A 23,096-nucleotide genomic window follows, 5' to 3' on the forward strand; every position below is an offset into this window, starting at 1 on the left:
CTCATCTCAGGGCGTGAGTGATCAGGGTGATGGCCTCACCGAGTTTCCGGTGCAGGTTCTGGAGTTCGCGCCGGGTCCAGCGGGGCGAGTACCCGGACCGATCGAACAGGTACGGAAGGTTGGCCGCGACGAGCTTGTCGTAGCAGGCGTCACAGATCCGGCTCCGGTCGTGCCAGGGGCCGCCGGTGGTGCGGGCGACATCCCCGGCGAGGTTCCAGGCGTTCAGCGCGCCGACCGGGTCCAGAGCCAGCCCTCGCCGCCGGTTCCAGTCGACGACCCCGCGCAGATCCATGAGCGTCTCGGCGCTGTCCGGGTCGCCCACGTCCCACCCGTTCCCGGCCGCCGCGGCCCAGCACTGGTCCGGGGTGGCCCAGCTCACCGGGTGGCCGCCGGAAGCGGCGACGACGTCCTGGTCGTTCGCGTCCGGGCCCCACCACAGCACGCGGTCGAGCCCGGGCAGCACGACACGCAGGGGGTAGCCCTCCACCGGGCCGGTGAGCAACGCGTCCACCATCGGTAGTGTCCCAGATCCGGGCCTTGCCCGGTGGCTCGGGATTCTGGCGCAGCGAGCCGGTCACCCGGTGCCCGCCGTCCGGCACCGCGTCTGACGGCGGGACGACAGGTACGACGGTGGAGACGGAACTGGCCGGTCGCCAGATGGTGCGGCGACCGGCCGGGAACCGGGGCTGACGTCAGCCGGCAGCCGCCGGCGTCGGGGTGGTGCCATGCAGGGCGTCGGTGACGGAGGCCGGGACGGGCTTGTCGAGCATCTCGCAGATGGTCACGTCCTCGGCGGCGAAGGCGACCTGGGCGTAACGGTTCACGCCGTCGTTGGCCTTCGTGTCGCTGGGCTCGGCGGTGGTGTCGCTGACCGCGGTGCGCCGGCCGTCCTCGGTGGCCAAGGCGGTGCTGTGGTGGCCCAGGGTGTCGCCGCCGTGGCCCCAGACGGTGCCGCAGGCGCCGTCGACGCGGAACAGGCCCAGACCGTAGCCGCCCTTGATCGGGTAGTCGGCCGGGACGTCGACCGTCTTCTTCATCTGGTTGACCTGGTGCTGGGAGAACAGCTTTCCGCCCAGGACGCCGGAGAAGAAGCGGGACAGGTCGTTCGCGTCGGACACGATCGCGCCGGCGGCGCCGCCCCAGCCGCCGATCGGCCAGGTGGACGTGTCGACCTTCGTCGGGGTGGCGCCGGCGAAGCTGACCGCGTACCCGTGGGCGTAGCCAGGGCCGGTGTTCGTGGCGCGCGGGTCGGCGTAATAGGTGTGCCGCAGGCCCAGGGGCCTGGCGATGCGCTGCTGCACCAGGTCGGGCAGGGACCTGCCGGTCTGCTTCTGCAGGATCATCCCGATCAGCGTGTAGTTGGTGTTGGAGTACGACCAGCTCGTGCCCGGGGCGAAGTTGGGCTCATGCCTGAACGCGACGTCCAGCAGTTCCTGCTCGGTCCAGACGCGCTGCGGGTCTTCGGTCAGCTGGGCGAAGAAGTCCTCGTCGCCGGTGTAGCTGAACAGGCCGCTGGTGTGGTTGAGCAGCATCCGGACGGTGATGTTCTTCCCGTTCGGCACGACGCCGGGCAGGTACTTCGCGACGGGTGCGTCCAGGCGCAGCTGGTGCCGGTCGACCAGCTGCAGGGCCAGCGTGGACATGAAGGTCTTGGTGTTGCTGCCGATCTCGAACTGGTCGCGGGCGGTGAGCGGGCGTCCGGTGGCGATGTCGGCGAGCCCGGCGACCGTGAACGCGGTGCGCCGGCCGTCGTTGATCCGGGCGACGTAGCCGGGGGCGCCGGAGGCCAGCACCTGCTCGGCGACGTCGCGCATCGGCCCCTGGCCGCTCGGGGCCGGTGTACCGGCCGAGGCGGCACCGGCGGCGGCGATCGCACCCGAACCGGCCAGAACAGCGGCGCTGAGCGCGACCGCCGTGCGGCGACGCGGGTGGGCGGACTTCCTGGTGGCGGTGTCTGTCGTCATGCGTCCAGCCTGTCGCGATCGCCCCCGGCAATCACTGCCCCAGGCTGCCCACCCGCCCGGGTGCTGGCCGTACCCCGCCTGGTGGTGCAGGCACTACCTGTACCGGCGAAGGTCCAGCTGAGAGGTCCGATCGCTGCTGCTGTGCCGCTTCCGGGGCAGCTCGCGCCGAGCGGCTGACGCAGCGAGCCCGGCCCGATGCCGGCCGCGATACCGTGGCGATGACCTGAAGCAGTTCTGGGTCTGGACCAGATCCAGCCGGGACGGGCCCGGCGACCGCGAATGAAGGGCCCAGCACCATGTCACTGCCCCAGAACCTGCTCGACGTCCTTTCCGGACCGGCCATCTGTTTCGTCACCACGCTGATGCCGGACGGTTCCCCGCAGATCAGCCAGACCTGGGTGGACACCGACGGCGAGCACCTGCTCGTCAACACGGTGGACACCCATCAGAAGATGCGGAACATCCGGCGGGACCACCGGGTCGCCATCGGCATCACCGATCCGCAGGCGCCGTCGCGGTCCTGGGCGCTGCGGGGCAGCGTGGTCTCGGAGACGACGGAGGGCGCCACGGAACACATCGACCGGCTCGCGCAGAAGTACCTCGGCCGTCCCTATCCCTGGTGGGGCGGGCGCGACCAGCAGCGGGTCCTGCTCACCGTGAAGATCGACAAGGTGCACACCCCGGGCTGACCTCAGGGCAGGTTGGCCAGGCTGTTGCGGCGCCGGGCGCCGGCGACCAGATTGACCACGCCCAGCACCACCGCGCCCGTGCCGGCGAACAGGCCGAGTGTCAGCAGGGGAGTGGCCAGGGACGCGTCGGGGAAGTAGAGCACGCGCCGCAGCAGGGTGGCACCCGCACCGGGTGGCAGCGACTGGCCGAAATCCCGCCACGCGACCGGCATCATGGGCAGGGCGGTCGCGGCCCCGCTGATCGGGGTGCCGAGCAGGAAGTACAGCACCGCCCCGACACCGGCCCCGGCACTGCCGATGAGGGAGACCAGGCCACTGACCGAGGCGGTCACGGCGAGGTTGATCAGCGCCAGGCAGAGGGCCAGTTTCCAGTAGTGGACGTGGTTCCCGACGCCGAACGCGTGCGCGAGGGTCGAGATCCCGGTCCCCACCACGAGGGCGTACAGCACCAGGAACAGCACGGGGAGCTCACCGCGGGCCCAGTTGGCGCGGTAGCGCGGAACCAGCCGGCCCAGTCCCACCGAGCCGATCGTGCCCACGAGCACGACGACCTGGAGCAGGATGGCCAGGCTCCCGCCCGCGGAGTCACCGGAGGGGAGCGGGCTGATCTCGCTCACCGTCGGCACCACGGAGGCAGAGTCCGACGCAGGGTCCGACGCGATGAACAAGGCGGTGAGGGCGGCAGCGACCTGGGGCGAGGCCGCCGTGGACTTCAGTAGTTCGGTGCTGTCGATGCCCACGACGACCGCGCCGTAGGTGTCCATCCGCCGGATGCCCTCGACGGCCTCCGCCCGGCTGCCGTACGCGACGTAATCGAGCGCACCGCCGGCCTGTTCGGCCATCGCGGTGCGGCCGGAATCCGTCCCCACGTAGCCGAGCGGAAGGTGGTGCGGCCGAGGCGCGTGGGAGATGCTCAGCAACGCCGACCCGAGCAGGGTCAGGATGGTGACACCGATCCCGGCGATGACCGCGGCGCGGATCCAGAAGTGTTGCTCACGAGCTTTTTCCGCGGCGGGCGGGAGTGTCTGCCCGACATCCTCGTCCGGTTCCGGGGAATGCTCGCCGTGCTGGGCCACCGTACCCATGCGCTCGCCCTCCTCGGGATCTGTCCGGACGATGCTCGCAGTGCAGAGGCTCCGCGTCAGTTCGGGCTCACCCGTTGGGCGGCAGGCACCGCGGCCGGGGGCCTGTCGCCACTTCCGGTTACTCACAGCTAACTCGGACCTCGGGAGTTGTCCTGATTCACCTGGTCAGGGCCTTCGTCCAGCACCCCGACGGGCGCTCCCTCCCCAGGAGCGATACGTTCCGTGGCGGCGCCTCGTCCGTTCGGGCGGGGGCCGGGGTGGCTCCAGACCGCGGGCCCCGCCGATGTTGCGCTGAAGCGGGAGCGCCGGGAAACCGGGTTCGAGCACGAAGGGTCTACCAGTGAGAATTGCGTTGTTGGCCCATCTCCACCATCCGATCGCCGAGCCCTTCGCCGGCGGTATGGAGATGCACACCCGACTGGTGGCGGACGAACTCGTGCGGCGGGGGCACGACGTGACCCTGTTCGCCCGGGAGAACAGCTCGACGCAGGCTCGGCTCGTACCGATCCTCGACGACAGCTTCGTGTACGGGACGGTGCGCCACAGCCACAGTCGCGACGAGGCGCTGGACGGCGCCATGCGCCGCGCCCTGGCCCGGATCGAGGACGGCGGCTTCGACCTCGTCCTCAACAACTCGCTGAGCCCGCTGCCGTACCGCGACCTCGACGGTCATCCGATGCTGACGGTGCTGCACACACCGCCCACGCTGGAGAAGGTCAACGCCGTCATCGAGGCCCCGGGCTGGAAGCCGGGGGCCCGGCACACGTTCGTCGCCGTCTCCCGCTTCACCGCGATGGCCTGGCGCTCGCTGCTGCCGGAGGTCGGGGTCGTGCCCAACGGCATCGACCTGGACCAGTGGCGCGCGGTGGCCGGCCAGGAGCGGGGGCTGGCCGTCTGGTCGGCCCGGATCACGCCGGAGAAGGGCCTGCACCTGGCGATCGACGCGGCCCGGGCGGCGGGCCTGCACCTGGAGTTCACCGGCATCGTGGGTGACCCGCAGTACTTCGAGGACGAAATCCGGCCGCGTACGGGCCCGGACGTGCGCTACCGCGGCCATCTGACCCACGAGCAGCTGGCCACCCAGCTGTCGAAGGCCGAGGTGTTCCTGGCCACCCCGCTGTGGGACGAGCCGTTCGGTCTGGCGATGGTCGAGGCGATGGCCTGCGGCACCCCGGTCGCGGCACTGCCCAACGGGGCCTGCCCCGAGGTGGTCCTGCCCTCGGGCGGCGCCGTGGCCGACAAGGCGTCGGTGGACGGCCTGGCCGCCGCGATCGACGAGGCCCGCACGATGAACCGCCGCAAGGTCCGGCGCCACGCGCGGCGTTACGACGCCCGCACGATGATGAATCAGTACGAGGCGCTGATGCTGGACCTGGCCCGGCTGCCCGCAGCGGAGTCCGCGTCGGGTCCCGGCCCGCTGCCCGACTCGCTGAGCGCCTGAGGCGCACCCGTGAGACCGATTCTGTACTACGTCCACCATCAGGGTCTGGGGCACTGGCGACGCGCCCTGGCCGTGGCCGGAATGCTCGAGCGGCCCGTGGTTCTCGCCTCCTCGGGGCCGCCGCCGGGGGAGCTGCCGGCGACGTGCCGCCACCTGCGGCTGCCGCTGGACTGGTCCGACAAGGATTACGGGGACGGGAACGATGCCCACGGCCGGCTGCACTGGGCTCCGCTGCACGAGAACGGTCTGCTGCACCGGCACCAGATGCTGCTGGACGCGGTGGCCCGCTACCGCCCGCCTCTCGCGGTGGTCGACGTGTCGGTCGAGGTGACCGTTCTGCTGCGCGCCAGCGGGGTTCCGGTGGTGGCGGTGCGTCAGCCCGGACTGCGCGACGACCCCGCGCACACCTTGGGTTTCGGCTTGGCGGACGAGGTGGTCATGCCGGTGCCCGAGTCCTGGGGGCTGCACACGGGCCGGCCGCGTACGCGGGCGGTCGGGTTGGTGAGCGGCGCCCACCGGGCGGTGCCCGGCACCGACGATCGAGGACGCGCCCGAGCAGTCGTCCTGGTGGGTTCGGGTGGGTCGCGGTTGGGCCGGAAAGCCTGTGCGCAGATCGCGGCCGGGCTCCCGGGGCACGACGTGCACGTGCTGGGGCTCTCGGGGCCCTCGGCGACTTCCGCGGCGAATCTGACCTTCCGGGGCCGGATCGAGGACGTGGGGACGGAGTTGGACGCGGCTCACGTGGTGATCGGGAACACCGGTCTGGGAACGCTCGGCGATGTCGTGGCGGCCCGGAAACCGTTCGTGGCGCTGCCCGAGGAACGTCCGTTCGGGGAGCAGGAGGCCACCGCCCGGGCCCTGGAAGCGACCGGCGACGCCGTGGTGCTGACCCGGATGCCCGGGCCGGCCGGTTGGGCGCAGGCCGTGGCGCGTGCCACCACACCGCCCGCCCTCGTCGCGGACGGCGCCGAACGGTTCGCCCGGCTGATCGAAGAGCGTTCCCGCACGGTCGATCCGGCGGCGGTGACGGTCGGATGACCGGCCTCGTGGTGGTCACGATCGTGGCCGGACGACGCGGTCACCTGAGCCGTCTGCTCGAAGGGCTGCAACGCCAGACCCGGCCGGCGGACGATCTGGTGATCGTGCGCATGGACGACGAGACCGTCACCCTGCCCGCCCGGCCGGCGCGGCGGGTGACCGTGGTCGATCTGCCGCCCGAGAACGGCCGTCTGCGCCTGGCCGCGGCCCGCAACCTGGGGGTGCGCGCGAGCGAGGCCCAGCACGTCGTCCTGCTGGACGTCGACTGCATCCCGGGCCAGCGGCTGGTCGAGACCTACGCGGACGCCCTGGATCGGGTGGACGGGCTGGTCACCGGCCCGCTGCGGTACCTCGGGGAGGGGGCTGTGCGCGCCGGCTGGACCGAACCGCACCTGCGCCGCCACTCCGAGCAGCACCCCGCCCGCCCGGCCCCCGAGCCGGGACGGCTGGTCCGTGACGACCGGCACGAACTGGCGTGGACGACGTCCCTGGCTCTGCGACGGGACTCGTTCGACCGGATCGGCGGTTTCGACGAGCGCTTCAGCGGGTACGGCGGTGAGGACACCGATTTCGCGGTGCGGGCCAAGCAGGCCGGGCTGGGCGTGTGGTGGAGCGGCGATGCGGTGGCCTATCACCAGTACCATGCGAGCCAGAGTCCGCCGATCCCGCACCTGGACGACATCGTCCGCAATGCAAGTCTTTTCGCTGATCTGCACGGCTGGTACCCGATGCGTGGATGGCTGGAGGAGTTCCGGCAGCGGGACCTGATCGACTTCGACCCGGACGCCGGGCTGCTGCGGGTGCGCTGAAACGGGCCGATACGCTCGCGGTATGGACAAGCGCGCAGACCTGGGCCGATTCCTGCGCCGGCGCCGGGAGACCGCGCCGCCCCTGGTGACGACCGGTTCGCGCCGGCGTACGCCTGGCCTCCGGCGGGAAGAGGTCGCCGAGCTCGCGAGCATCTCCACGGTCTACTACGAGCGGCTGGAACAGGGCCGCGGATCCTTGCCCTCGGCCCCTGTGCTGGGTGGTCTGGCCCAGGCCCTGCGGCTGGACGACGATGCCCGTGACCACCTGTACCGCCTGGCCGGGCACGCCCCGCCGGTGCGGCCCGGGAACGGCGAGGACGTCGATCCGGCCCTGGACTACGTGATGGGCGCGGTGGCCGGCACCACGCCGGCCTCCATCACCGACGGCCTCGGGGACGTGCTGAAGCAGAACCGGCTCAACCGGGAGCTGCTCGGTGACGTGTCCGGCCTGCCGGGCTGGGAGGCGAACCTGACCTGGCGCTGGTTCACCTCACCGGCCTGGCGCGACCTGATGGAGCCCCGCGACCAGCACGAGGCCTCGGGTCTGGCCTACGCCGCCGACCTGCGCGCCGGGCTGGCCCGGCGGGAGCCGGACGCCCGGGCCGCGGCCCTGCTGGCCGACCTGCTCGCCGCCAGTGAGGAATTCGTCGAGGCCTGGGACCGGCACGTGGTGTCGGCGCTGCACTGCGCGGCCAAGGTGATCGATCACCCGGAGGTCGGGCGCATCGACCTGGAGTGCTCCGTCATCACCAGTCCCACGTCGCCGCAACGTCTTCTGCTCCTGAAGCCCACGCCCGGAACTCCGAGCGCCGCCCGGATCGGACGACTGGCAGCCCCGTACAACCAGTGCGTGGTTACGCCGCTGGCGGATTCCTAGGGTGGACGCATGCGAAACGTCATCCTCGTTCACGGTCTCTGGCACGGCAGCTGGTGCTGGAGCCTCGTCGCCGAGCACCTGGCGGCCCGGGCGGTTCCCTCGGTCGCCGTGGACCTCGACGGGCACGGCCTGAAAAGTCTTTCTCCGAAGGCTTACTCCGCCCGACCCTTCGATGCCGCGGCGTTCGCCGCGGAGCCCTCACCGGTCGCCGCCGTCACCGCTTCGTCCGCCGCGGCCACCCTGGTGGAGCAGATCCGCCGGATCGGGGGCGGGGAGCCGTGTGTCGTGGTCGCCCACAGCATGGGCGGGATCGTCGCGACGCTGGCGGCCGAGCTGGAGCCCACCCTGTTCTCGCACCTGGTCTACGTCACGGCCTTCGCGCCCGTCAGCGGTCGGCCCGGGGCCGCCTACATCGCCTTTCCCGAGAACGCCGGGGAGACGGTGGGGCCGCTGCTGCGCGGTGACCTGTTCGCCACCGGGGCGCTGCGCCTGGACCCCGCCGACCCCGACCGGAACGGTGCGGTGCGCGAAACGTTCTACGCAGACGTGGAACCCGCCACCGCCCAGGCTGCCCTGGCCCTGATCACCCCCGACGGCCCGGCCGGGATCGCCGGCGAGACCTTCACCGTGACCCGGGAACGCTACGGATCGGTGCCTCACACCTACGTCGTCTGCACGCAGGACACCACGATCCGCCCCGATCTCCAGCGTCGCATCACCCGCGAGATCGACGCCGTCTCCTCCACCCCCACCACCGTCGTGGAGTTCGACAGCTCGCACTCGCCGTTCCTGTCGATGCCGGAGCCGCTCGCGGAGGCCATCACCGCCGTCTGGTGACGCTCGTCACCAATTCTTGAAACTCACACGGATGTGAGGTTCTAACGTGGTCGTATGACCAGTCCACGAACCATCATCATCACCGGGGCCAGCGACGGGATCGGGGCCGCCGCGGCCCGGCAGCTGGCGGCGAAGGGGGAGCGGGTCGTGATTGTCGGCCGCTCCCCGGGCAAGACCCGGGAGGTGGCGGAGTCGGCCGGCGGTGTGCCCTACCACCTGGCCGATTTCACCGATCTGTCCCAGGTGCGCCGGCTGGCCGCCGAACTGCTCGACGCCTACCCGCGCATCGACGTCCTGGCCAACAACGCGGGCAACAACTTCCGGCACGAGACGACCCGGGACGGGTTCGAGAAGTCCATGCAGGTCAATCATCTGGCCCCGTTCCTCCTGACGACCCTGCTGCTGGACCGCCTCGTCGCCTCCCGTGCCTGCGTGCTCCAGACCGCCAGTGAGGCCGCGCGGATCTACGGGAACCTGGATCTCGGCGACCTCGCCAACGAGAAGAGGTGGACGGCCGACAAGGCCTACGGTGACAGCAAACTGGCCAACATCCTGTTCACCCGGGAGTTGCACCGCCGCTACCACGACCAGGGCATCAGTACCGTCAGCTTCCACCCGGGCAACGTGGCCACGAACATGGGCCAGGACACCAGCAGCCCGACCCGGTTCATCTGGCGCACGAAGATCGGCCAGCTGCTCGTGCTGAGCAAGCCCGAGGTGGGCGGCCGGACGCTGGTGCGGTACATCGACGGTACGCCGGGTGTCACCTGGGAATCGGGCGCCTACTACGTGGTCGACAAGGCGCCGAGGAAGACGCACCCGCAGATTCACGACGCCCGGCTGGCCCGGGACCTGTGGGAGCGCAGCGAGAAGCTCCTGGCTCAGGCCTGATTCTGCTCGGCCCGGTTCTTCCGCAGCTCCTGGTCGAGCACGGCCAGGGCCCGGGCGGCCGTGTCACCGTGGGTGGGGACGTACTGCAGCACCATCCACTCGTCCTCCTTGTTCCACAGCCCCAGGCCCTTCACGCCGCGGTACTCGAACCGGTCGATGTGGATCCAGGCGATCCGGCGGCGGCCCAGGTCGTTACGGTTGATGAGCTGGTAGCCGTCGCTGTAGACGCCGTTGCCCAGGGCCCGGACGGTGACGGCGATCCAGAAGACCGTGAGAATCGCGGCGACGACCGCGGCCGGGACGTAGCCCTCGGTCAGGAGCGCGACGACGCCCAGCACGCCGATGACGGAGATGGTTCCGTAGACCATGGCCACCCGGCGCGGTGCCGCAACGATTCTCTTGCCCGTGTTACTCATGCCCCAGATCTTGCCGAACCGCCGGGTGAAGGGCCGAACCGGGTCGGGCCGACGGCGTGTCAGGCCAGCGCGGTGACGATCGCACCGGTGATCACGCTGCAGGCGATGAAGTACGGGGCATTGATCGCGGTGTAGCGGAACGGGTGGGGAAAGTTCGGGTTGATCGCGATGTTCAGGGTCTGGGCGGCCAGGTGGCCGACGCCGACCACGAGGCCGAACAGCAGGCCGGTGCCGATCTCGGTGATCCGCAGGCTGTTCAGCAGGACCGAACTGGTGAGCACGACCAGGAGGGTGGAGACGAACTGCCCGGCGAAGGCCGATGCGGGCGGCTGCCAGGCCGGCTCGTTCTCACGGCCCATCACGGCGGCGTACGGCTTGGCCACGACGACGGTGAAGTAGAGGCCGCCGAGCAGGGTGCAGGCCACGGTGGCCACGATGACGGCGATCGGGTTGATGTCGAAGTCCAGCGACACGAGTACTCCTGAGATCTGAAGGCCGGCGGTGCTGCCGGTGCGACGACGATCTCAGGGGTAGCGGTCAGGTTCTGGCCTCTATGGGGTCCGGTCGGGGCAGCAAAAAGACCGCCGACGCCAGGATGAGACCGCCCATGATCGCCGAGGCCGGGCCCGGGCGGACGAGATCCGCCAGCGGGCCGGCGATCAGGGGGCCGAGGCCCTGCCCGGTCATCATCCCGACACCCAGCAGCCCGAAGCCCAGGGCCTCGTGCCCGGTGGGCAGCGCCTCCCGGAACCGGCCCTGCCCACCGATCTCGAAGGCGAGGCCGATGCTCGCCACGGCGATGAGTGCGGCCGCGAGCGGGGCCGGGGGACTGGCCACGAGCGGTAGCAGGGCCGCACCCAGGAGAAGAAGCAGCCCGGGCACGAGTTTTTCGCGGGTGCGCGGACCGGCCAGCCGGCTCACCGCGGCCGCTCCCACCATCGCGCCGAGCGGCGCCGCGGCCATCAGGGCCGACGCCGCCAGGCCACCTGCCCCGGAGTCGGCGGCGTAGGGCACGGCCAGCGACTCGACCCCGGCGAGGAGGGCGAACGGCACCCACCAGAGCAGCAGGAGGGACCGGATCGTGCTCAGCGAGAACAGTTTGCGGTACCCGCGCAGGGTGTCCCCGGGAGCCCAGCGGGTGTGGCCGCGCGCCGGTACCGACGGCAGGCCGACGGCGCTCAGCAGGGCCGCGCCGGCCTGCATCGCCGCGGCCAGCAGCAGGACCCAGGTGGTGCCGAGTGCCTGGAGCACGACGCCACCGACGGCCAGCCCGAGCAGCTGGGCGACCATCGACGTGATCGTGAACAGCGACTGGCCCAGCACATAACGGTCGCCGGCGAGGAGCCGGGTCACCACGCCGGACTGCGCGGAACTGAAGAGGGGATGGACCAGCGCAACGGTCGTCACCACCACGAAACCGGCTGCCACACCTGAATGACTGGTGGACGAGAGGGCCAGCAGGGCGCTGCCGGTCGCCCGGACCAGGCCACCGGTGGCGATCAGGGGCCGGGCGGGCAGGCGGTCGGCCAGGGACGGGAGCAGCAGCCCGCCGACGACACCGGGCAGGAAACCGGCCGCGAAGGCGGCGGACGACCAGGTGGACGAGCCGGTCGCGTCGAAGACGAGCACCGAGAAGGCCAGGATCTGCAGCGAGATGCCGAGCACCGTCAGGGTGGTCGCACCGAACAGAGCGGCAAAACCCGGTGCGGCGAAGACCTCCCGATAGGTGGTGCGGGTATCAGTGCTCATGGCGATCAATCTGGCACCGGCGTGGGGGCCGGGCTAATGTTTCGGATATGAGCGAAACGTCGCTGCGCATCACGGTGGACGCCGACGACATCGCGTCGTCCCGGTTCGCCGTCTCCCCGGCCGGGGAGACCGTGCACCTGGTGGCGATGCTCGCCCGGCGGCGCAGCGGGCACCCGCCCCTGCTGCGGCGTTTCGCCCGGCGGTGGGGCACGATCCGGAACGATCCGGGGGTGCGTGCCCTGGCCGCTCTGCAACGGCAGCACGAGGGTGTCGACTTCACCTCGCCGCCTCCGGCCGGGATGGGCCAGACGATCCAGGACGATCTCGCGGCGGTGCGTACGGGGTCGGTCGGGGCGGCCCGCGAGGAGATGGCCCACGTGCTCGGGCCTCTCGGCGCGGGGACCAGGGACGACGAGGTGGCCTCGGTGCTCGCCGCTCCCGATGCGCTCGACCGGCTGGCCGACGCGGTCGAACGGGCCTGGGACGTGCTGCTGCGCTCCGAATGGCCGCGCCTGCTCGCGGTTCTGCAGCGTGACGTGCAGCACCGCGCCGGACGGCTCGTGGCCCTGGGCTGGGGTGCCGGCCTGGAGGGCGTTCATCCGAGGCTCGGCTGGCACGGCGGTCAGATCCGCCTGTCGGGACGCCCGGACGAGACGGTCTCCCTGGCCGGGCGCGGCCTGCTCTTCGTGCCCTCCGTGTTCCTCACCCAGGGCCTGGCCCTCAGCCTGCACCACCCGCGGCAGCCGATGATCCGCTACTCCTGCCGGGGCACGGCGACCCTCTGGGAGACGCGGCCGCACCGCTCACCGGCTCTGGCGCCCCTGATCGGCGGCACCCGCGCGCGGCTGCTGGAAACCCTCGCCGACCCGGGTTCCACCACCCAGCTCGCCGGCGTGCTCCAGGCGTCCCTCGGTGCCACGGGCGGTCATCTTCGAGTGCTTCTGGACGCGGGTCTCGTCACTCGTGAGCGGGTGGGCCGGTCGGTGGTGTACCGGCGCACGGAGCTGGGTGACAGCCTGGCCGGGAGCGCTCGGGAGTTCTAGAACTCCGGGGAGGTTTTGCATGATCACGAACTAAGGGGTGGGTGGGCACGGGCTCGGGCACGGGTCTGGGCACGGCTCTGGGCCCGGGCGGCGGTGGCGGGGAAGAGGGCCGGATCGTTCAGGGCCCGGGCCAGGATCAGGGCTCCTTGCAGGGTGGCCACCGTGTCGGCGGCGAGTTCGCGGTCGCCGGTGGCGGTTTCCAGGGCGTCGAGCCATTCGCTGAAGTAGGCGGCGATCACCGCGGCGAAGCGGTCGCGTTCCTGGCCGAGGGCGAAGGCGGCGAAGAGGCAGACCAGGTGGCGTGAGGCGAAATAGGTCTCGACGGCGGTGAACATGGCGGCCAGGCGTTGATCGGCGGGGCCGTCGGCGCGCAGCGGTTCATAGACCTCGCGGCGGAACCAGTCACCTACCTCGTCGAGCACGGCCCGGGCCATGTCCTCCTTCCCGCCCGGGAAGAAGTGGTAGAGGCTGCCCTTGCCGAGCCCGGTCTGCGCGGTGATCGCGGTCAGGCTGGTGCCCTCGTAGCCGTGGAGGCGGAAGGTCGTGGCGAGAGCGAGGACGGCGTCGGCCCGCTCAGCCTGAACCCGCGCCATTTACAGGCCCAGGTCGCTGAGGCCGGGGTGGTCGTCGGGCCGGGGGCCGGAGCGGTCCCAGCGGAAGAGCCGGTCGTTCTCGTCGATGGCCAGGTCGTTGATGCTCGCGTGCCGTTCGGCCATCAGGCCCTCGGCGTCGAAGTGCCAGTTCTCGTTGCCGTAGGAGCGGAACCACTGGCCCTCGCCGGAGCGCCATTCGTAGGCGAAGCGCACCGCGATGCGGTCGCCGGTGAAGGCCCACAGCTCTTTGATCAGCCGGTAGTCGTGCTCGCGCTCCCACTTGGCGGTCAGGAACGTGACAATCTCCGGGCGGCCGGTGAGGAACTGCGAGCGGTTCCGCCAGCGACTGTCCGGGGTGTAGGCCAGGCTGACCCGCTCGGGGTCGCGACTGTTCCAGGCGTCCTCGGCCAGGCGGACCTTGGTGACCGCGGTGTCGGGGGTGAAGGGTGGCAGCGGGGGACGGGACATGGTTTCTCCTCGGCGGTAGATGGCTGTACCGAACGGTACAGCCATCCGGGAGCAGAAAAAAGGCCGGGAGCCCCGACGGAGCTCCCGGCCTTCAGATCCGGTTCAGATCACGGCTGTTCAGCGGCCGTTGCCGCCACCGCCGTTATTGCCGCCACCGCCGGTGTTACCGCCACCGTTGCCGCCGGTTCCAGTTCCGGTTCCTGTGCCGGTACCCGTGCCGCCGCCGGTGTTGCCCCGGCCGCCACCGGTAGCGTCACCCGTGTCGGTCTTCGGCTTCTGGATCTGAGGTTCCGCACCGACCAGGCTGCTGTCGGCGCTCGGGAACCGCTCGACCTTCTTGCCCTGGAGCGCCGACGTCATGATCGACTTCCAGATCGGGCCACCGATGGAACCACCGTAGACGTTCGCCCAGTAGTGGCCGTTGACGGTGACGCCCAGCATGGGCTTGCGCTGCCCGTTGACCGTCTGCGGGCCGACCCACACGGCGGTCGCCAGCTGCGGGGTGTACCCGGCGAACCAGGTGTCCTGCGAGTTGTTGGTCGTACCGGTCTTGGCCGAGGCCGGCTGACCGCTAGGGAGCGGGCCCAGGTGGGACGCGGTACCGGTGGTGAAGGCCCGGCTCAGGCCCAGCGTGACCGTGTTGGCGATGTTGGCCGGGATGGTCTGCTTGCAGTCCTTCTTGGGGATCTTCAGGGCCTTGCCGTTGCGGTCCTTGATCGAGGTGACCGCCCGCGGCTTGCAGTACTTACCGCTCGCGGCGAACGTCGCGTAGGCGTTGGCCATGGTCAGCGGGGACTGGTTGGCGACACCCAGCACGACCGAGGGGATGCAGTACGGGATCTTCGTCGTCAGGTGCTTCTTCGCGGAGCCGTCGCACCCGTCGTCCTGCGGGGCGGCCAGGTGCATGCCCAGGGCCGTCGCCATGTCCGACACGTCGCACAGGTCGAGCTGGGACTCCATCCGGATGTACGCACCGTTGATGGACTTGGCGGTCGCGTTCCAGACCGTCAGGCTGCCCTTCGCGCCACCGTCACCGGAGTTGACGAAGGTCCAGGTGTCGGTGTTCTGGAGGTGAGAGCCACAGCTCTTGAACGTGCGCTGGGCGATCGAGCCCGGCGACCCGTCGATCACCTGGTTGAGCTTGCGCCCCGACTTCAGCCAGGTGGCGAGCACGACCGGCTTGAACGTCGAGCCGGTGAGGAAGCCGGAAGAACCGCCGTACTGGTAGTCGGTCGAGTAGTTGACCGTGGTGTTCTTCCGCCCCTCGTTCACGTTGTAGAACTTGTTCTGGGTCATCGAGAGGATGTTCCCGGTGCCCGGCTCGACGGTGACCGCCGCCGTGGCGATGTTGCTCGGGTCGCTCGGCGGGATCGCGTTCTTGGCCGCGTTCCAGCTGGTCTTCAGCAGCTTCGGGCTGAGCGTGGTCTGGATCGTGTAGCCGCCCCACTTGAGGGCCTTCTGCCGGTCTTCCACCGTCTTGCCGAGCGACTTGAAGTCATTGCTCTTGGTGATGATGTTGTAGACGTAGTCGCAGAAGTAGGCCCGCAGCCCGGCGTTCGCGCAGCCCTGGTAGATCGGGGTGATCTTCGGCCGGAGCTTGGTCTCGATCGCCTTGTCGCGCGTCTCCTCGTCGATCATCTTCTGCGCGAACATCTTGTTCAGCACCGTGTTCCGACGGGTCGCAGCGGCCTTGAGCTTGCTCTTGTCGGAGATGTCGAACTGGGTCGGCGACTGGATCATGCCGGCGAGCATCGCGGCCTGCGGCAGGGTCAGCTTCTTGGCCGAGGTGTTGAAGTAGTAGTGCGAGGCCGCCTCGATGCCGTAGACCTGCCCGGAGCCGAACCAGGCGATGTTCAGGTAGTCCTGGAGGATCTCCTTCTTGTCCTTGCGCTGCTCCAGGGCCGAGGCCAGCCGGATCTCCTTGAGCTTGCGGGCGTTCGTCTGCACCGCGGCGGCGTCGACCCCCTCGGCGTTGCCGGCCAGGTAGGCCTGCTGCTGCAGCATGTTCTTGACCAGTTGCTGGGTCAGCGTGGAGGCACCCTGCGCGACACCACCGTTGATCTCGTTCACCAGCAGGGCGCGGATCAGGCCCTGCGGGTCGACACCGCCGTGCTCGTAGAAGCGCTCGTCCTCGATCGCGACGATCGCGTTCTGCATGAACGGCGAGATGTCGTCGAGCTTCACGAGCTCGCGGTTCTGGTCGAAGAAGGTCGCGAGCACGGACCCGTCCGCCGCCAGAACAGTGGTGTTGGCCGCCATCGGCGTCTCTTGCAGGTCGCTGGGCAGCTCCTGGAAGGACTTGATGGCGCCGGTGGTGGCCATGCCCGAGGCGCCGATCGCCGGTACCGCTAGTCCGGCCGCGAGAATTCCCGCTACGAGACTGGTTACCACGAAGGCGCCCAACAGGCCCAGAACGTTCCGTGGGACAGGAGTCGGCGACATACGGCACACATTACGGGGCCTTAGCACTTTCATACCAAATCGCTAGTTCAGCAGGCTAAGTCGGCCGTCCGGTGATGAGTTGGACCCTGCGTCATGGTCGATGACACTGCGCTGAAGATGCGGCCCCGCACCCCGCCGGCTCTCGGCCATCGGGTAGAGCACGGGGATCAGGACCAGGGTGAGCACCGTCGAGCTGACCAGGCCACCGATCACCACCACGGCCAGCGGCCGGGAGATGAAGCCGCCGTGCCGGGTGATCCCCAGGGCCGTCGGGGTCAGGGCGAAAACGGTTGCCAGCACCGTCATCAGAATCGGCCGCAGACGGCGCAGGTCACCCTCGGCCACCGCGTCCGCCCCCGGCAGGCCGCGCTCGCGATCCTGGTTGATCGGGTCCACCAGCACGATCGAGTTGGACACCACGATGCCGATCAGCGTGAGCAGTACTGCGTAGGCGCCTCGACCTTCCGCACGGTCGCCACGTCCCGCAGGCGCACCGGGCCCGCGGCGGTCGGCATCGGGAGCGCCCGGCCGTCGGCCAGGCCGGTGGGCGCGGTGGCCGATGCGCGCAGGACGACGTCGTGCTGGGCGACGTCGTGCTGGGCGACGTCGTGCTGGGCGACGTCGACGGCGACCTGTGAGACGGCGACGGCCGTGCGCAGCGTGTCGGCGATCACGCTGTCGGTGAGCCCGGCCGCCGCCCCCTTGGCGGTCACCGAGAACTGCGGTGCGCTCCGGCTTCAGGTCGCTGCGCACGTCCCGGACCTCGGACAGCCCCCGGAGCCGCCCGGCTCACCTGCTCGGTGTCCGCGCTCAGGTGCCCTCGTCGCCGGAACCGGCGCGCACCACCACCTCGATGTCCGAACTCAGGCCGGCGCCCGTGCCGACCGTGAAGGTGCCGGCGTCCGGCATCGCCTCCAGCGGCCCGCGCAGGTCGTCCTGCTGCTGGAGCGGGAGCCGGGGGCTCCTCCTGCCGACGTGCAGAACCGTATGCCCGCATTCAGGATGCTGTGCGTGGCCGACCCCGAGCGGATGATGACTACCGAGCAGATCAACGCCGAGCTGACGGCCCGCGCGCACCGGGAGATGGACCGCCGCCTGCTCCGCGGGCTGCGGGTGTACCTGCTCGTCATGCCGGTGGTGTTCGTCCTGGCGGTGCTCGGCTGGGACACTCCGGTCGGTGAGATCCCGGTGTGGATGTGGGTCCTGCTCGGTGTCCTGTTCCTCTTCTTTCCCGTGCTCTCGGGGCTCCTGCTGCTGGCCCGGCGCCGCGGGGTCCGGCGACTTCAGCCATCGCAGTACGTAGGCCTGGAGAAGGCGCACCGCAAGAGCCTTCTGGCGGCGGTCCGGTCCGTCGGTCCGGTGCCGGAGGAGGACCGGCCCCATGCGACTGCACTGGCCCGCGGGCTGGTCGCCCAGCGTCGCCTCGCCTACCTCCTCGTGCCCGCTGCGTTCTGCGGCGCCGCCGGGCGTCTGCTGTCCGGGGAGCGCGGTGTCGGCGACCTCTTCGCCGCGGTGTCGTTGGTTCTCGTCCTGGTGCTGGCGCCCCAGTTGCTGCGCGACGCCCGGCGCGGCCGCCGCTGGCTCGACGAGCACGGGCACGAGCAGGCGTGAACCGGAGGCTCAGAAGTGCTCCAGCAGGACACCCATCAGAGCGGTCAGCTGATCGCGCTGCTGCGGGTCCAGGCGGTCCATCGACGGCGACAGCTCCCGTCTGATCTCCGCGTAGACGGTCCCGGCCAGTTCCAGGCCGGCTGTCGTCGTGAACACCTCGATCACCCGGCGGTCGCCCGGGCTCTTCTCCCGCGCCAGCAGCCCGCGCTTCTCGGCGCGGTCGATCAGCCCGGACAGGGTGGACTTGTCCAGGCCCAGGAACGCCGCCAGCTCGCTCATGCGGGCCCGGCGGTCGCGCAGGATGCCGAGCACCCGTAGCTGCGTCAGGGACAGGTCGTGCTCGGCGCCGACCCGGGTGAGCACGGCCGTGACGCGGAACGTGTTCTGGACCAGTGCGTCGAGCAGGGGATCGTCGGGAGTCACGCGGACAGGCTACTTGACATGGTTTGGGTTACCAACCAACATGAAGTTGTTGGTAACACAAACCATTGTTGAGGAGCCCCGTCATGCAGGCAGCTGTCATCACCGACTTCGCCCTTCCCCCGGTCTACCGCGAGCACCCGGAACCGGTGGTCGCGGGCGAGAACGAGATGCTGGTGGACGTGCTGGCGGCCGGGTTGCACCACCTCACCCGGTCGCGGGCGAACGGGTCGCACTACAGCAGTTCCGGGGTGCTCCCCATCGTGCCCGGGATGGACGGCGTGGTGCGGGACACGTCGGGCCGGCTGCGTTACGTGGTGCTGGACGACCCGGCCCTGGGCACCTTCGCCGACCGGACCGTGATCGACGCGCGCCGAAGCGTCGTCCTGCCGGACGGTGTCGACCCGGTGCGGATCGCGGCCGCGATGAACCCGGGTATGTCGTCGTGGATTGCCCTGCGCCGTCGCATCGCCTTCGAGAAGGGCCAGCGGGTGCTGGTTCTCGGTGCCACGGGGAACTCCGGGCGGCTGGCCGTGCAGATCGCCAAGCTGTTCGGCGCCTCGCAGGTGATCGCGGCCGGGCGTGACCGGGCCCGCCTGCGGGAACTGCGCGCGCTGGGGGCCGACGAGGTCATCACCTTCGACGAGGCCGAGAAGGCCGCCGGCGTCGACGTGGTCATCGACTACCTCTGGGGTGACGTCGCCGCGGGACTGATGCTGCCGATGCTCCGGGCCCGCCCGGACCGCAGCGTGCCGCTGACCTGGATCCAGATCGGGTCGATGGCGGGGCCGGACGCGGCCGTTCCCTCCGCCGCGCTGCGGCAGGCCCGGCTCCAGATCGTCGGCAGCGGCATCGGGTCGGTGCCCGCCCGGGACATCATCGCGGAACTGCCGGCGCTGGCCGCGGCCGTCACCGACGGATCGCTCCAGGTCCAGGCCCGGGCGGTGCCGCTGTCCGGGATCGCCGAAAACTGGGAGGCGACGGTCGGTGAGCGGGTGGTGTTCGTGCCCTGATCATGGCCGCGGGGTGCGGACGGGAGTAGAGTCCGTGCCGTGGGGGACGCCAAATTACATGCCGTACTTGACAATCCACTGAACGGGTGGCTGACCCGCGAGGTGCTGCCCGGTCAGGAGATCGCCGGTGCGGAGGCTCTGGTCGGTGGTGCTAATCACGAAATGGTCGTCCTGACCGTGAGTTCGGGTGAACGGTACGTGGTGCGCCGGTACCGGCGTCGCAATCCGTGCGCCCTGGAACAGGCCCTGTCGAGTCATCTGGCCGGTCGGGTTCCGGCCGTCGAGGTGGTCGGCGCCGACCGCACCGGCGAGGCCTCCGGCGAGCCGACCCTGGTCTACCGGTATGTCGACGGTCGCCCGCTCGACCTCGTCCTCCATGACCAGAACTCTTCCGGCGCGGGCGAGAGCGAGCAGCTGGGGCGGGTCGTCGGGGCGGCCCTGGCCGGTGTCGGGCAGATCTCCTTCGCCACCCCCGGGGCCTTTCGCGGGGGTTCGCTCGAACCGGACGGCCGGGATGTCCTCATTGACCCTCTTGACGTCGTGGACCGGGCCCTTTCCGCCGGGCACTCCTCCCGCGTCCTCGACGGACACCAGCGGCGGGGTCTGCTGGCGCTCGCGCTGCGTTCCACCCATTGGGTCGACGCGGTCGCCGGGGACCGGAAACTCGTGCACATGGACTTCAACCCGAAGAACATCGTGGTGCGTCAGGTGCGCGGGCGCTGGGAGGTCGCCGCCGTGCTGGACTGGGAGTTCGCCTTCAGCGGCTCACCTCTCACCGACGTGGGAAACATGCTGCGCTTCGCGGAAGACTACCCGCGGGAGTACGTGGCCGGTTTCGCCGACGGCTACACCGACGCGGGTGGTGAACTTCCCGAGAACTGGCTCGAGATCAGCCGGGCGCTCGACCTTTTCACCTTGGCCGACATCCTGGCCCATCCACCGGAGGGCGACATGTCCTCGCGCGTGGCCGAGGTTGTGACCCGGCGTCTGGCAGACGTCTCCTTCTGACCGTACGACCGGCGAGCTACCGGTTACCTCAGACCCGGGACCAGTTCGAGCTGTCTCACCAGGGAGGCCACGACCGCCCGCCCGGCCCGGTTGGCGCCGACGGTGGACTGGGACGGGCCGAAACCGATCAGGTGCAGGCCCGGTTCGCCTACGACCCGGGTACCGTCCAGCTGGATTCCGCCGCTCTCGTTGCGCAGGCCCAGGGGGTCGAGGTGGCTCAGGGCGGGCCGGAAGCCCGTCGCCCAGAGGATCACGTCGACGGGGGTGAACGAGCCGTCCGCCTCGCGCACGCCGCCGGGCTCGATCGCGGTGAACATCGGGCGGCGTACCAGCACGCCGCGCTCGCGGGCCGCGACGGCGTACGGGGCCCAGCTCAGGCCGGTGTACGACACGACGCTGCCGGTCGGCCGGCCCGCCTCGACGTCGGCGACGACCCGGGCGATCGTCTCGCGCCCGGCGACCTCCGGCTCGAAAGCACCCTCCCGGAAGACCGGTTCGCGGCGGGTGAACCAGAAGGTGGTGGCGTCGCGGGAGATCTCCTCCAGCAGTTCGACCGCGGAGATGCCACCGCCGACCACCGCCACCCGTTTCCCGGAGAACTCGGCGGCCGACACGTAGTCGCGGGTGTGCAGCTGGCGCCCGATAAAGGTCTCCTGGCCGGGGTAGTGCGGGAGGACCGGGTTGGTCCAGGTGCCGGTGGCGTTGACGACCGCCTCGGCGAGCCAGGTGCCGCGGCCGGTTTCGACCTCGAATCCCGGCGGGGCGCGGTGTACCGCGGTGACCGGGACGGGCCGCAGGATCGGCAGGTCGTTCGCCTGCTCGAACCCGGCGAAGTAGCGGGGGACCGCCGTCCGGCTCGGCTCGTCCGGGTCGACGGGCGGACTCGGGTGACCGGGGAGGTCGAAGATTCCGTTGACCGTGGTCATCGTCAGGGATTCCCACCGGTGCGGCCAGGCCCCGCCCGGTGCGGGAGCCGCGTCGAGCACGGCGAAGGTGCGGTTGTGCGGCTGCCCGTCGATCGCGGACCCGAACCCCCGCCGCTTCAGGTGGTAGGCCGCCGAGAGCCCGGCCTGACCCGCTCCGATGACCACCACGGTCGCCCGCTGCATACGTGACTCCTCCGACGTGCCTGGTCAGGGGAAGTCCGGGGCCGGGACGGGTATTCCGGCGGACGGGCCGGCTGTGACCCGGATCTCCCCGGTCGCGCACGTGTGTCCCGGGTACGACGAGGCCGGGGTGATCATGGTCGATTCCGGCCGGCGCCGGCCGGATCGGTGATTCAGAGCGGGTCGATGAGGCGGTGCAGGAACCGCTGTGTGCGTTCCTCTTTCGGGTGGTCCAGCACCTCGGCGGGAGTGCCGCGTTCGGCCACCACTCCACCGTCGAGAAACAGCACCTGGTCGGCGACCTGCCGGGCGAACCGGATCTCGTGCGTCACCACGACCATGGTCCAGCCGTCGGCGGCCAGGTCTTTCATGACCGCGAGCACCTCGCCCACGAGCTCGGGGTCGAGGGCCGAGGTGGGCTCGTCGAACAGCATGAGCCGAGGCTTGATGGCCAGGGCCCGGGCGATACCCACTCGCTGCTGCTGACCACCGGAGAGCTGATACGGGAACTGCTCGGCCTTCTCGGCCAGGCCGACCCGCCGCAAGAGTTCCAGCGCCTCGGCGTTCACCTCGGCGGCCGGGCGCTTCTGCACCACGAGCGGGCCCTCGGTGACGTTGCGCAGCACGCTCAGGTGCGGGAACAGGTTGTGACTCTGGAACACCATCCCGCTCTGCGCGCGGAGTTCCGTGATCTGGCGGCGGTCGGGTTTCGCACCGAAGTCGACGCTGACGTCACCGATCCGCACCGTGCCCGCGTCGGGGATCTCGAGGGCGTTGAGCGAGCGCAGCACGGTGGTCTTGCCCGAGCCGGAGGGGCCGATGAGCACCGTCACCGAGCCGGTGGGCACGATCAGGTCGACACCGCGCAGGACGTGGTTGTCGCCGAAGGACTTGTTCAGGCCCTGGACGTCGAGGAGATGTTCGGTCATGAGGCCACATACCTGTCGAGTCGGGTCTCCAAGCGGGACTGGGCGAAGGACAGCACCAGGCAGACCGCCCAGTAGTAGGCGGCGGCCACCATGTAGAGGGTGAAGAACTCGAAGGTGGGGCCGGCCAGTTCCTGGGCCTTCCGGAAGGTTTCGGTGACCAGGATGGTGGAGGCCAGGGAGGTGTCTTTCACCAGCGAGATGAGCGTGTTCGACAGCGGCGGCACGGACACCCGGGCGGCCTGCGGCAGGATGATCCGGCGCAGGGTGGTCGGGTAGTTCATGCCGACGGTCTGGGCCGCCTCCCACTGCCCGCGCGGCACCGAGATGATGGCCGCACGGATGATCTCCGAGGCGTATCCGCCCACGTTCAGGGTGAACGCGAGGACGGCGCTCGGCCACGGATCGATCGTCGCGCCGAGCGAGGGCAGCCCGTAGAAGATGATGAACAGCTGCACCAGCAGCGGCGTTCCGCGGATCACCGAGACGTAGAACCGGGCGATCGCGGAGACCGGCCAGATCGGCGACAGCCGCATCAGCGCCACGACCAGGGCCAGCAGCAGCCCGAGCACGAAGCTGATCGCTGTGAGGGGGATGGTCCCCTTGACCATCCCCTCCAGCAGCGGCCCGAGCGAGCTGCGGATCAGCTCGACGGTCGATTGGTCCATGG

Annotated in this window: 25 protein-coding genes and 1 pseudogene; 11 read left to right on the forward strand and 15 right to left on the reverse strand. The window is 70.4% G+C overall.

The genetic code is table 11. From position 1 onward, the window contains the following. Window position 1: 1 nt before the first annotated feature. Complete coding sequence (locus tag LR393_RS03205; protein ID WP_231481453.1) at window positions 2-514, reverse strand: hypothetical protein; 513 nt, start codon at window positions 512-514, stop codon at window positions 2-4. A 178-nt stretch (window positions 515-692) separates the two neighbouring features. After that, window positions 693-1,964, reverse strand: coding sequence for a serine hydrolase domain-containing protein (locus LR393_RS03210; RefSeq protein ID WP_231481454.1), 1,272 nt, complete (start codon window positions 1,962-1,964; stop codon window positions 693-695). 296 nt (window positions 1,965-2,260) lie between these two features. On the opposite strand from LR393_RS03210, the gene LR393_RS03215 reads away from it, so the two are divergent. Further along, on the forward strand, window positions 2,261-2,653 hold the full coding sequence (locus LR393_RS03215; protein ID WP_231481455.1) for a PPOX class F420-dependent oxidoreductase: 393 nt from the start codon (window positions 2,261-2,263) through the stop codon (window positions 2,651-2,653). Between the two features lie 2 nt (window positions 2,654-2,655). Here LR393_RS03215 and LR393_RS03220 read toward each other — a convergent pair whose 3' ends face one another. After that, a complete protein-coding gene (locus LR393_RS03220) occupies window positions 2,656-3,738 on the reverse strand; it encodes an ABC transporter permease (protein ID WP_231481456.1) in 1,083 nt (360 codons plus the stop codon). 355 nt (window positions 3,739-4,093) lie between these two features. Between LR393_RS03220 and LR393_RS03225 the strand changes: the two genes are divergently transcribed. From LR393_RS03225 to LR393_RS03250, 6 genes are read left to right on the forward strand one after another with little or no spacing between them, the layout of a single operon-like run. Then, the gene (locus tag LR393_RS03225; protein ID WP_231481457.1) at window positions 4,094-5,179 is read left to right on the forward strand and encodes a glycosyltransferase; all 1,086 of its coding nucleotides are present in this window, start codon (window positions 4,094-4,096) and stop codon (window positions 5,177-5,179) included. A gap of 9 nt (window positions 5,180-5,188) precedes the next feature. Continuing rightward, on the forward strand, window positions 5,189-6,217 hold the full coding sequence (locus LR393_RS03230; protein ID WP_231481458.1) for a hypothetical protein: 1,029 nt from the start codon (window positions 5,189-5,191) through the stop codon (window positions 6,215-6,217). Next, window positions 6,214-7,026, forward strand: a complete 813-nt coding sequence (locus tag LR393_RS03235; RefSeq protein WP_231481459.1) for a glycosyltransferase family 2 protein — start codon at window positions 6,214-6,216, stop codon at window positions 7,024-7,026. The genes LR393_RS03230 and LR393_RS03235 overlap by 4 nt, the downstream gene beginning before the upstream one ends. Before the next feature lie 22 nt (window positions 7,027-7,048). Further along, a complete protein-coding gene (locus tag LR393_RS03240; protein WP_231481460.1) occupies window positions 7,049-7,903 on the forward strand; it encodes a helix-turn-helix transcriptional regulator in 855 nt (284 codons plus the stop codon). A 9-nt stretch (window positions 7,904-7,912) separates the two neighbouring features. Next, the gene (locus tag LR393_RS03245; protein ID WP_231481461.1) at window positions 7,913-8,740 is read left to right on the forward strand and encodes an alpha/beta fold hydrolase; all 828 of its coding nucleotides are present in this window, start codon (window positions 7,913-7,915) and stop codon (window positions 8,738-8,740) included. A gap of 54 nt (window positions 8,741-8,794) precedes the next feature. Next, the gene (locus LR393_RS03250) at window positions 8,795-9,631 is read left to right on the forward strand and encodes an SDR family NAD(P)-dependent oxidoreductase (protein WP_231481462.1); all 837 of its coding nucleotides are present in this window, start codon (window positions 8,795-8,797) and stop codon (window positions 9,629-9,631) included. Here LR393_RS03250 and LR393_RS03255 read toward each other — a convergent pair. From LR393_RS03255 to LR393_RS03265, 3 genes are all read right to left on the reverse strand, one after another. Further along, complete coding sequence (locus LR393_RS03255; RefSeq protein ID WP_231481463.1) at window positions 9,622-10,047, reverse strand: hypothetical protein; 426 nt, start codon at window positions 10,045-10,047, stop codon at window positions 9,622-9,624. The two genes, LR393_RS03250 and LR393_RS03255, sit on opposite strands and share 10 nt — an antisense overlap. Window positions 10,048-10,106: 59 nt before the next feature. Continuing rightward, complete coding sequence (locus LR393_RS03260) at window positions 10,107-10,520, reverse strand: DUF1761 domain-containing protein (RefSeq protein WP_231481464.1); 414 nt, start codon at window positions 10,518-10,520, stop codon at window positions 10,107-10,109. A gap of 64 nt (window positions 10,521-10,584) precedes the next feature. Continuing rightward, window positions 10,585-11,796, reverse strand: a complete 1,212-nt coding sequence (locus LR393_RS03265) for an MFS transporter (RefSeq protein WP_231481465.1) — start codon at window positions 11,794-11,796, stop codon at window positions 10,585-10,587. A gap of 47 nt (window positions 11,797-11,843) precedes the next feature. On the opposite strand from LR393_RS03265, the gene LR393_RS03270 reads away from it, so the two are divergent. Continuing rightward, a complete protein-coding gene (locus tag LR393_RS03270; RefSeq protein WP_231481466.1) occupies window positions 11,844-12,839 on the forward strand; it encodes a winged helix-turn-helix domain-containing protein in 996 nt (331 codons plus the stop codon). 23 nt (window positions 12,840-12,862) lie between these two features. Here the strand turns inward: LR393_RS03270 and LR393_RS03275 are convergent, their stop codons facing one another. From LR393_RS03275 to LR393_RS03295, 5 genes and pseudogenes are all read right to left on the reverse strand, one after another. Continuing rightward, window positions 12,863-13,432: a TetR/AcrR family transcriptional regulator gene (locus LR393_RS03275; RefSeq protein WP_231481467.1), complete on the reverse strand. Its 570-nt coding sequence runs from the start codon at window positions 13,430-13,432 to the stop codon at window positions 12,863-12,865. Beyond that, entirely contained in the window at window positions 13,433-13,900 is a 468-nt protein-coding gene (locus LR393_RS03280) for a nuclear transport factor 2 family protein (protein WP_231481468.1), read from the reverse strand. A gap of 117 nt (window positions 13,901-14,017) precedes the next feature. After that, window positions 14,018-16,291 (reverse strand): transglycosylase domain-containing protein, encoded by a 2,274-nt coding sequence (locus LR393_RS03285; RefSeq protein ID WP_231481469.1) that lies wholly within the window; start codon window positions 16,289-16,291, stop codon window positions 14,018-14,020. A gap of 93 nt (window positions 16,292-16,384) precedes the next feature. Then, window positions 16,385-16,783: pseudogene (locus LR393_RS03290) on the reverse strand (efflux RND transporter permease subunit); the annotation flags it as partial. Beyond that, window positions 16,771-17,055 carry a hypothetical protein gene (locus LR393_RS03295; protein WP_231481471.1) on the reverse strand — a complete coding sequence of 95 codons (285 nt, stop codon included), beginning with the start codon at window positions 17,053-17,055 and terminating at the stop codon, window positions 16,771-16,773. The pseudogene LR393_RS03290 and the gene LR393_RS03295, both read right to left, overlap by 13 nt. 274 nt (window positions 17,056-17,329) lie before the next feature. Here LR393_RS03295 and LR393_RS03300 point away from each other — a divergent pair, with 274 nt between their 5' ends. After that, complete coding sequence (locus LR393_RS03300; RefSeq protein WP_231481472.1) at window positions 17,330-17,953, forward strand: hypothetical protein; 624 nt, start codon at window positions 17,330-17,332, stop codon at window positions 17,951-17,953. A gap of 9 nt (window positions 17,954-17,962) precedes the next feature. On the opposite strand, the gene LR393_RS03305 is transcribed toward LR393_RS03300, so the two are convergent. Next, entirely contained in the window at window positions 17,963-18,376 is a 414-nt protein-coding gene (locus LR393_RS03305) for a MarR family winged helix-turn-helix transcriptional regulator (RefSeq protein ID WP_231481473.1), read from the reverse strand. Window positions 18,377-18,459: 83 nt separating this feature from the next. On the opposite strand from LR393_RS03305, the gene LR393_RS03310 reads away from it, so the two are divergent. Next, window positions 18,460-19,386: a quinone oxidoreductase family protein gene (locus LR393_RS03310; protein WP_231481474.1), complete on the forward strand. Its 927-nt coding sequence runs from the start codon at window positions 18,460-18,462 to the stop codon at window positions 19,384-19,386. Between the two features lie 39 nt (window positions 19,387-19,425). Next, a complete protein-coding gene (locus LR393_RS03315) occupies window positions 19,426-20,394 on the forward strand; it encodes a phosphotransferase family protein (protein WP_231481475.1) in 969 nt (322 codons plus the stop codon). 23 nt (window positions 20,395-20,417) lie between these two features. On the opposite strand, the gene LR393_RS03320 is transcribed toward LR393_RS03315, so the two are convergent. The 3 genes from LR393_RS03320 to LR393_RS03330 all read right to left on the reverse strand — a co-directional run bounded on the left by LR393_RS03320 (window position 20,418) and on the right by LR393_RS03330 (window position 23,094). After that, a complete protein-coding gene (locus tag LR393_RS03320) occupies window positions 20,418-21,503 on the reverse strand; it encodes an NAD(P)-binding domain-containing protein (RefSeq protein WP_231481476.1) in 1,086 nt (361 codons plus the stop codon). A gap of 170 nt (window positions 21,504-21,673) precedes the next feature. Beyond that, entirely contained in the window at window positions 21,674-22,429 is a 756-nt protein-coding gene (locus LR393_RS03325) for an amino acid ABC transporter ATP-binding protein (RefSeq protein WP_231481477.1), read from the reverse strand. Then, complete coding sequence (locus tag LR393_RS03330) at window positions 22,426-23,094, reverse strand: amino acid ABC transporter permease (RefSeq protein WP_231481478.1); 669 nt, start codon at window positions 23,092-23,094, stop codon at window positions 22,426-22,428. Before LR393_RS03330 ends, LR393_RS03325 begins: the two co-directional genes overlap by 4 nt. Between the last annotated feature and the right edge of the window lie 2 nt (window positions 23,095-23,096).

It is taken from the genome of Kineosporia mesophila (genome assembly GCF_021129235.1).
Lineage (GTDB): Bacteria > Actinomycetota > Actinomycetes > Actinomycetales > Kineosporiaceae > Kineosporia > Kineosporia mesophila.

Coding starts and splice junctions, on each gene's coding strand:
- LR393_RS03205 (WP_231481453.1), bottom strand. CDS start 514: ATGGTGGACGCGTTGCTCACCGGCCCGGTGGAGGGCTACCCCCTGCGT.
- LR393_RS03210 (WP_231481454.1), bottom strand. CDS start 1,964: ATGACGACAGACACCGCCACCAGGAAGTCCGCCCACCCGCGTCGCCGC.
- LR393_RS03215 (WP_231481455.1), top strand. CDS start 2,261: ATGTCACTGCCCCAGAACCTGCTCGACGTCCTTTCCGGACCGGCCATC.
- LR393_RS03220 (WP_231481456.1), bottom strand. CDS start 3,738: ATGGGTACGGTGGCCCAGCACGGCGAGCATTCCCCGGAACCGGACGAG.
- LR393_RS03235 (WP_231481459.1), top strand. CDS start 6,214: ATGACCGGCCTCGTGGTGGTCACGATCGTGGCCGGACGACGCGGTCAC.
- LR393_RS03240 (WP_231481460.1), top strand. CDS start 7,049: ATGGACAAGCGCGCAGACCTGGGCCGATTCCTGCGCCGGCGCCGGGAG.
- LR393_RS03245 (WP_231481461.1), top strand. CDS start 7,913: ATGCGAAACGTCATCCTCGTTCACGGTCTCTGGCACGGCAGCTGGTGC.
- LR393_RS03250 (WP_231481462.1), top strand. CDS start 8,795: ATGACCAGTCCACGAACCATCATCATCACCGGGGCCAGCGACGGGATC.
- LR393_RS03255 (WP_231481463.1), bottom strand. CDS start 10,047: ATGAGTAACACGGGCAAGAGAATCGTTGCGGCACCGCGCCGGGTGGCC.
- LR393_RS03265 (WP_231481465.1), bottom strand. CDS start 11,796: ATGAGCACTGATACCCGCACCACCTATCGGGAGGTCTTCGCCGCACCG.
- LR393_RS03270 (WP_231481466.1), top strand. CDS start 11,844: ATGAGCGAAACGTCGCTGCGCATCACGGTGGACGCCGACGACATCGCG.
- LR393_RS03275 (WP_231481467.1), bottom strand. CDS start 13,432: ATGGCGCGGGTTCAGGCTGAGCGGGCCGACGCCGTCCTCGCTCTCGCC.
- LR393_RS03280 (WP_231481468.1), bottom strand. CDS start 13,900: ATGTCCCGTCCCCCGCTGCCACCCTTCACCCCCGACACCGCGGTCACC.
- LR393_RS03300 (WP_231481472.1), top strand. CDS start 17,330: ATGCCCGCATTCAGGATGCTGTGCGTGGCCGACCCCGAGCGGATGATG.
- LR393_RS03310 (WP_231481474.1), top strand. CDS start 18,460: ATGCAGGCAGCTGTCATCACCGACTTCGCCCTTCCCCCGGTCTACCGC.
- LR393_RS03320 (WP_231481476.1), bottom strand. CDS start 21,503: ATGCAGCGGGCGACCGTGGTGGTCATCGGAGCGGGTCAGGCCGGGCTC.
- LR393_RS03325 (WP_231481477.1), bottom strand. CDS start 22,429: ATGACCGAACATCTCCTCGACGTCCAGGGCCTGAACAAGTCCTTCGGC.
- LR393_RS03330 (WP_231481478.1), bottom strand. CDS start 23,094: ATGGACCAATCGACCGTCGAGCTGATCCGCAGCTCGCTCGGGCCGCTG.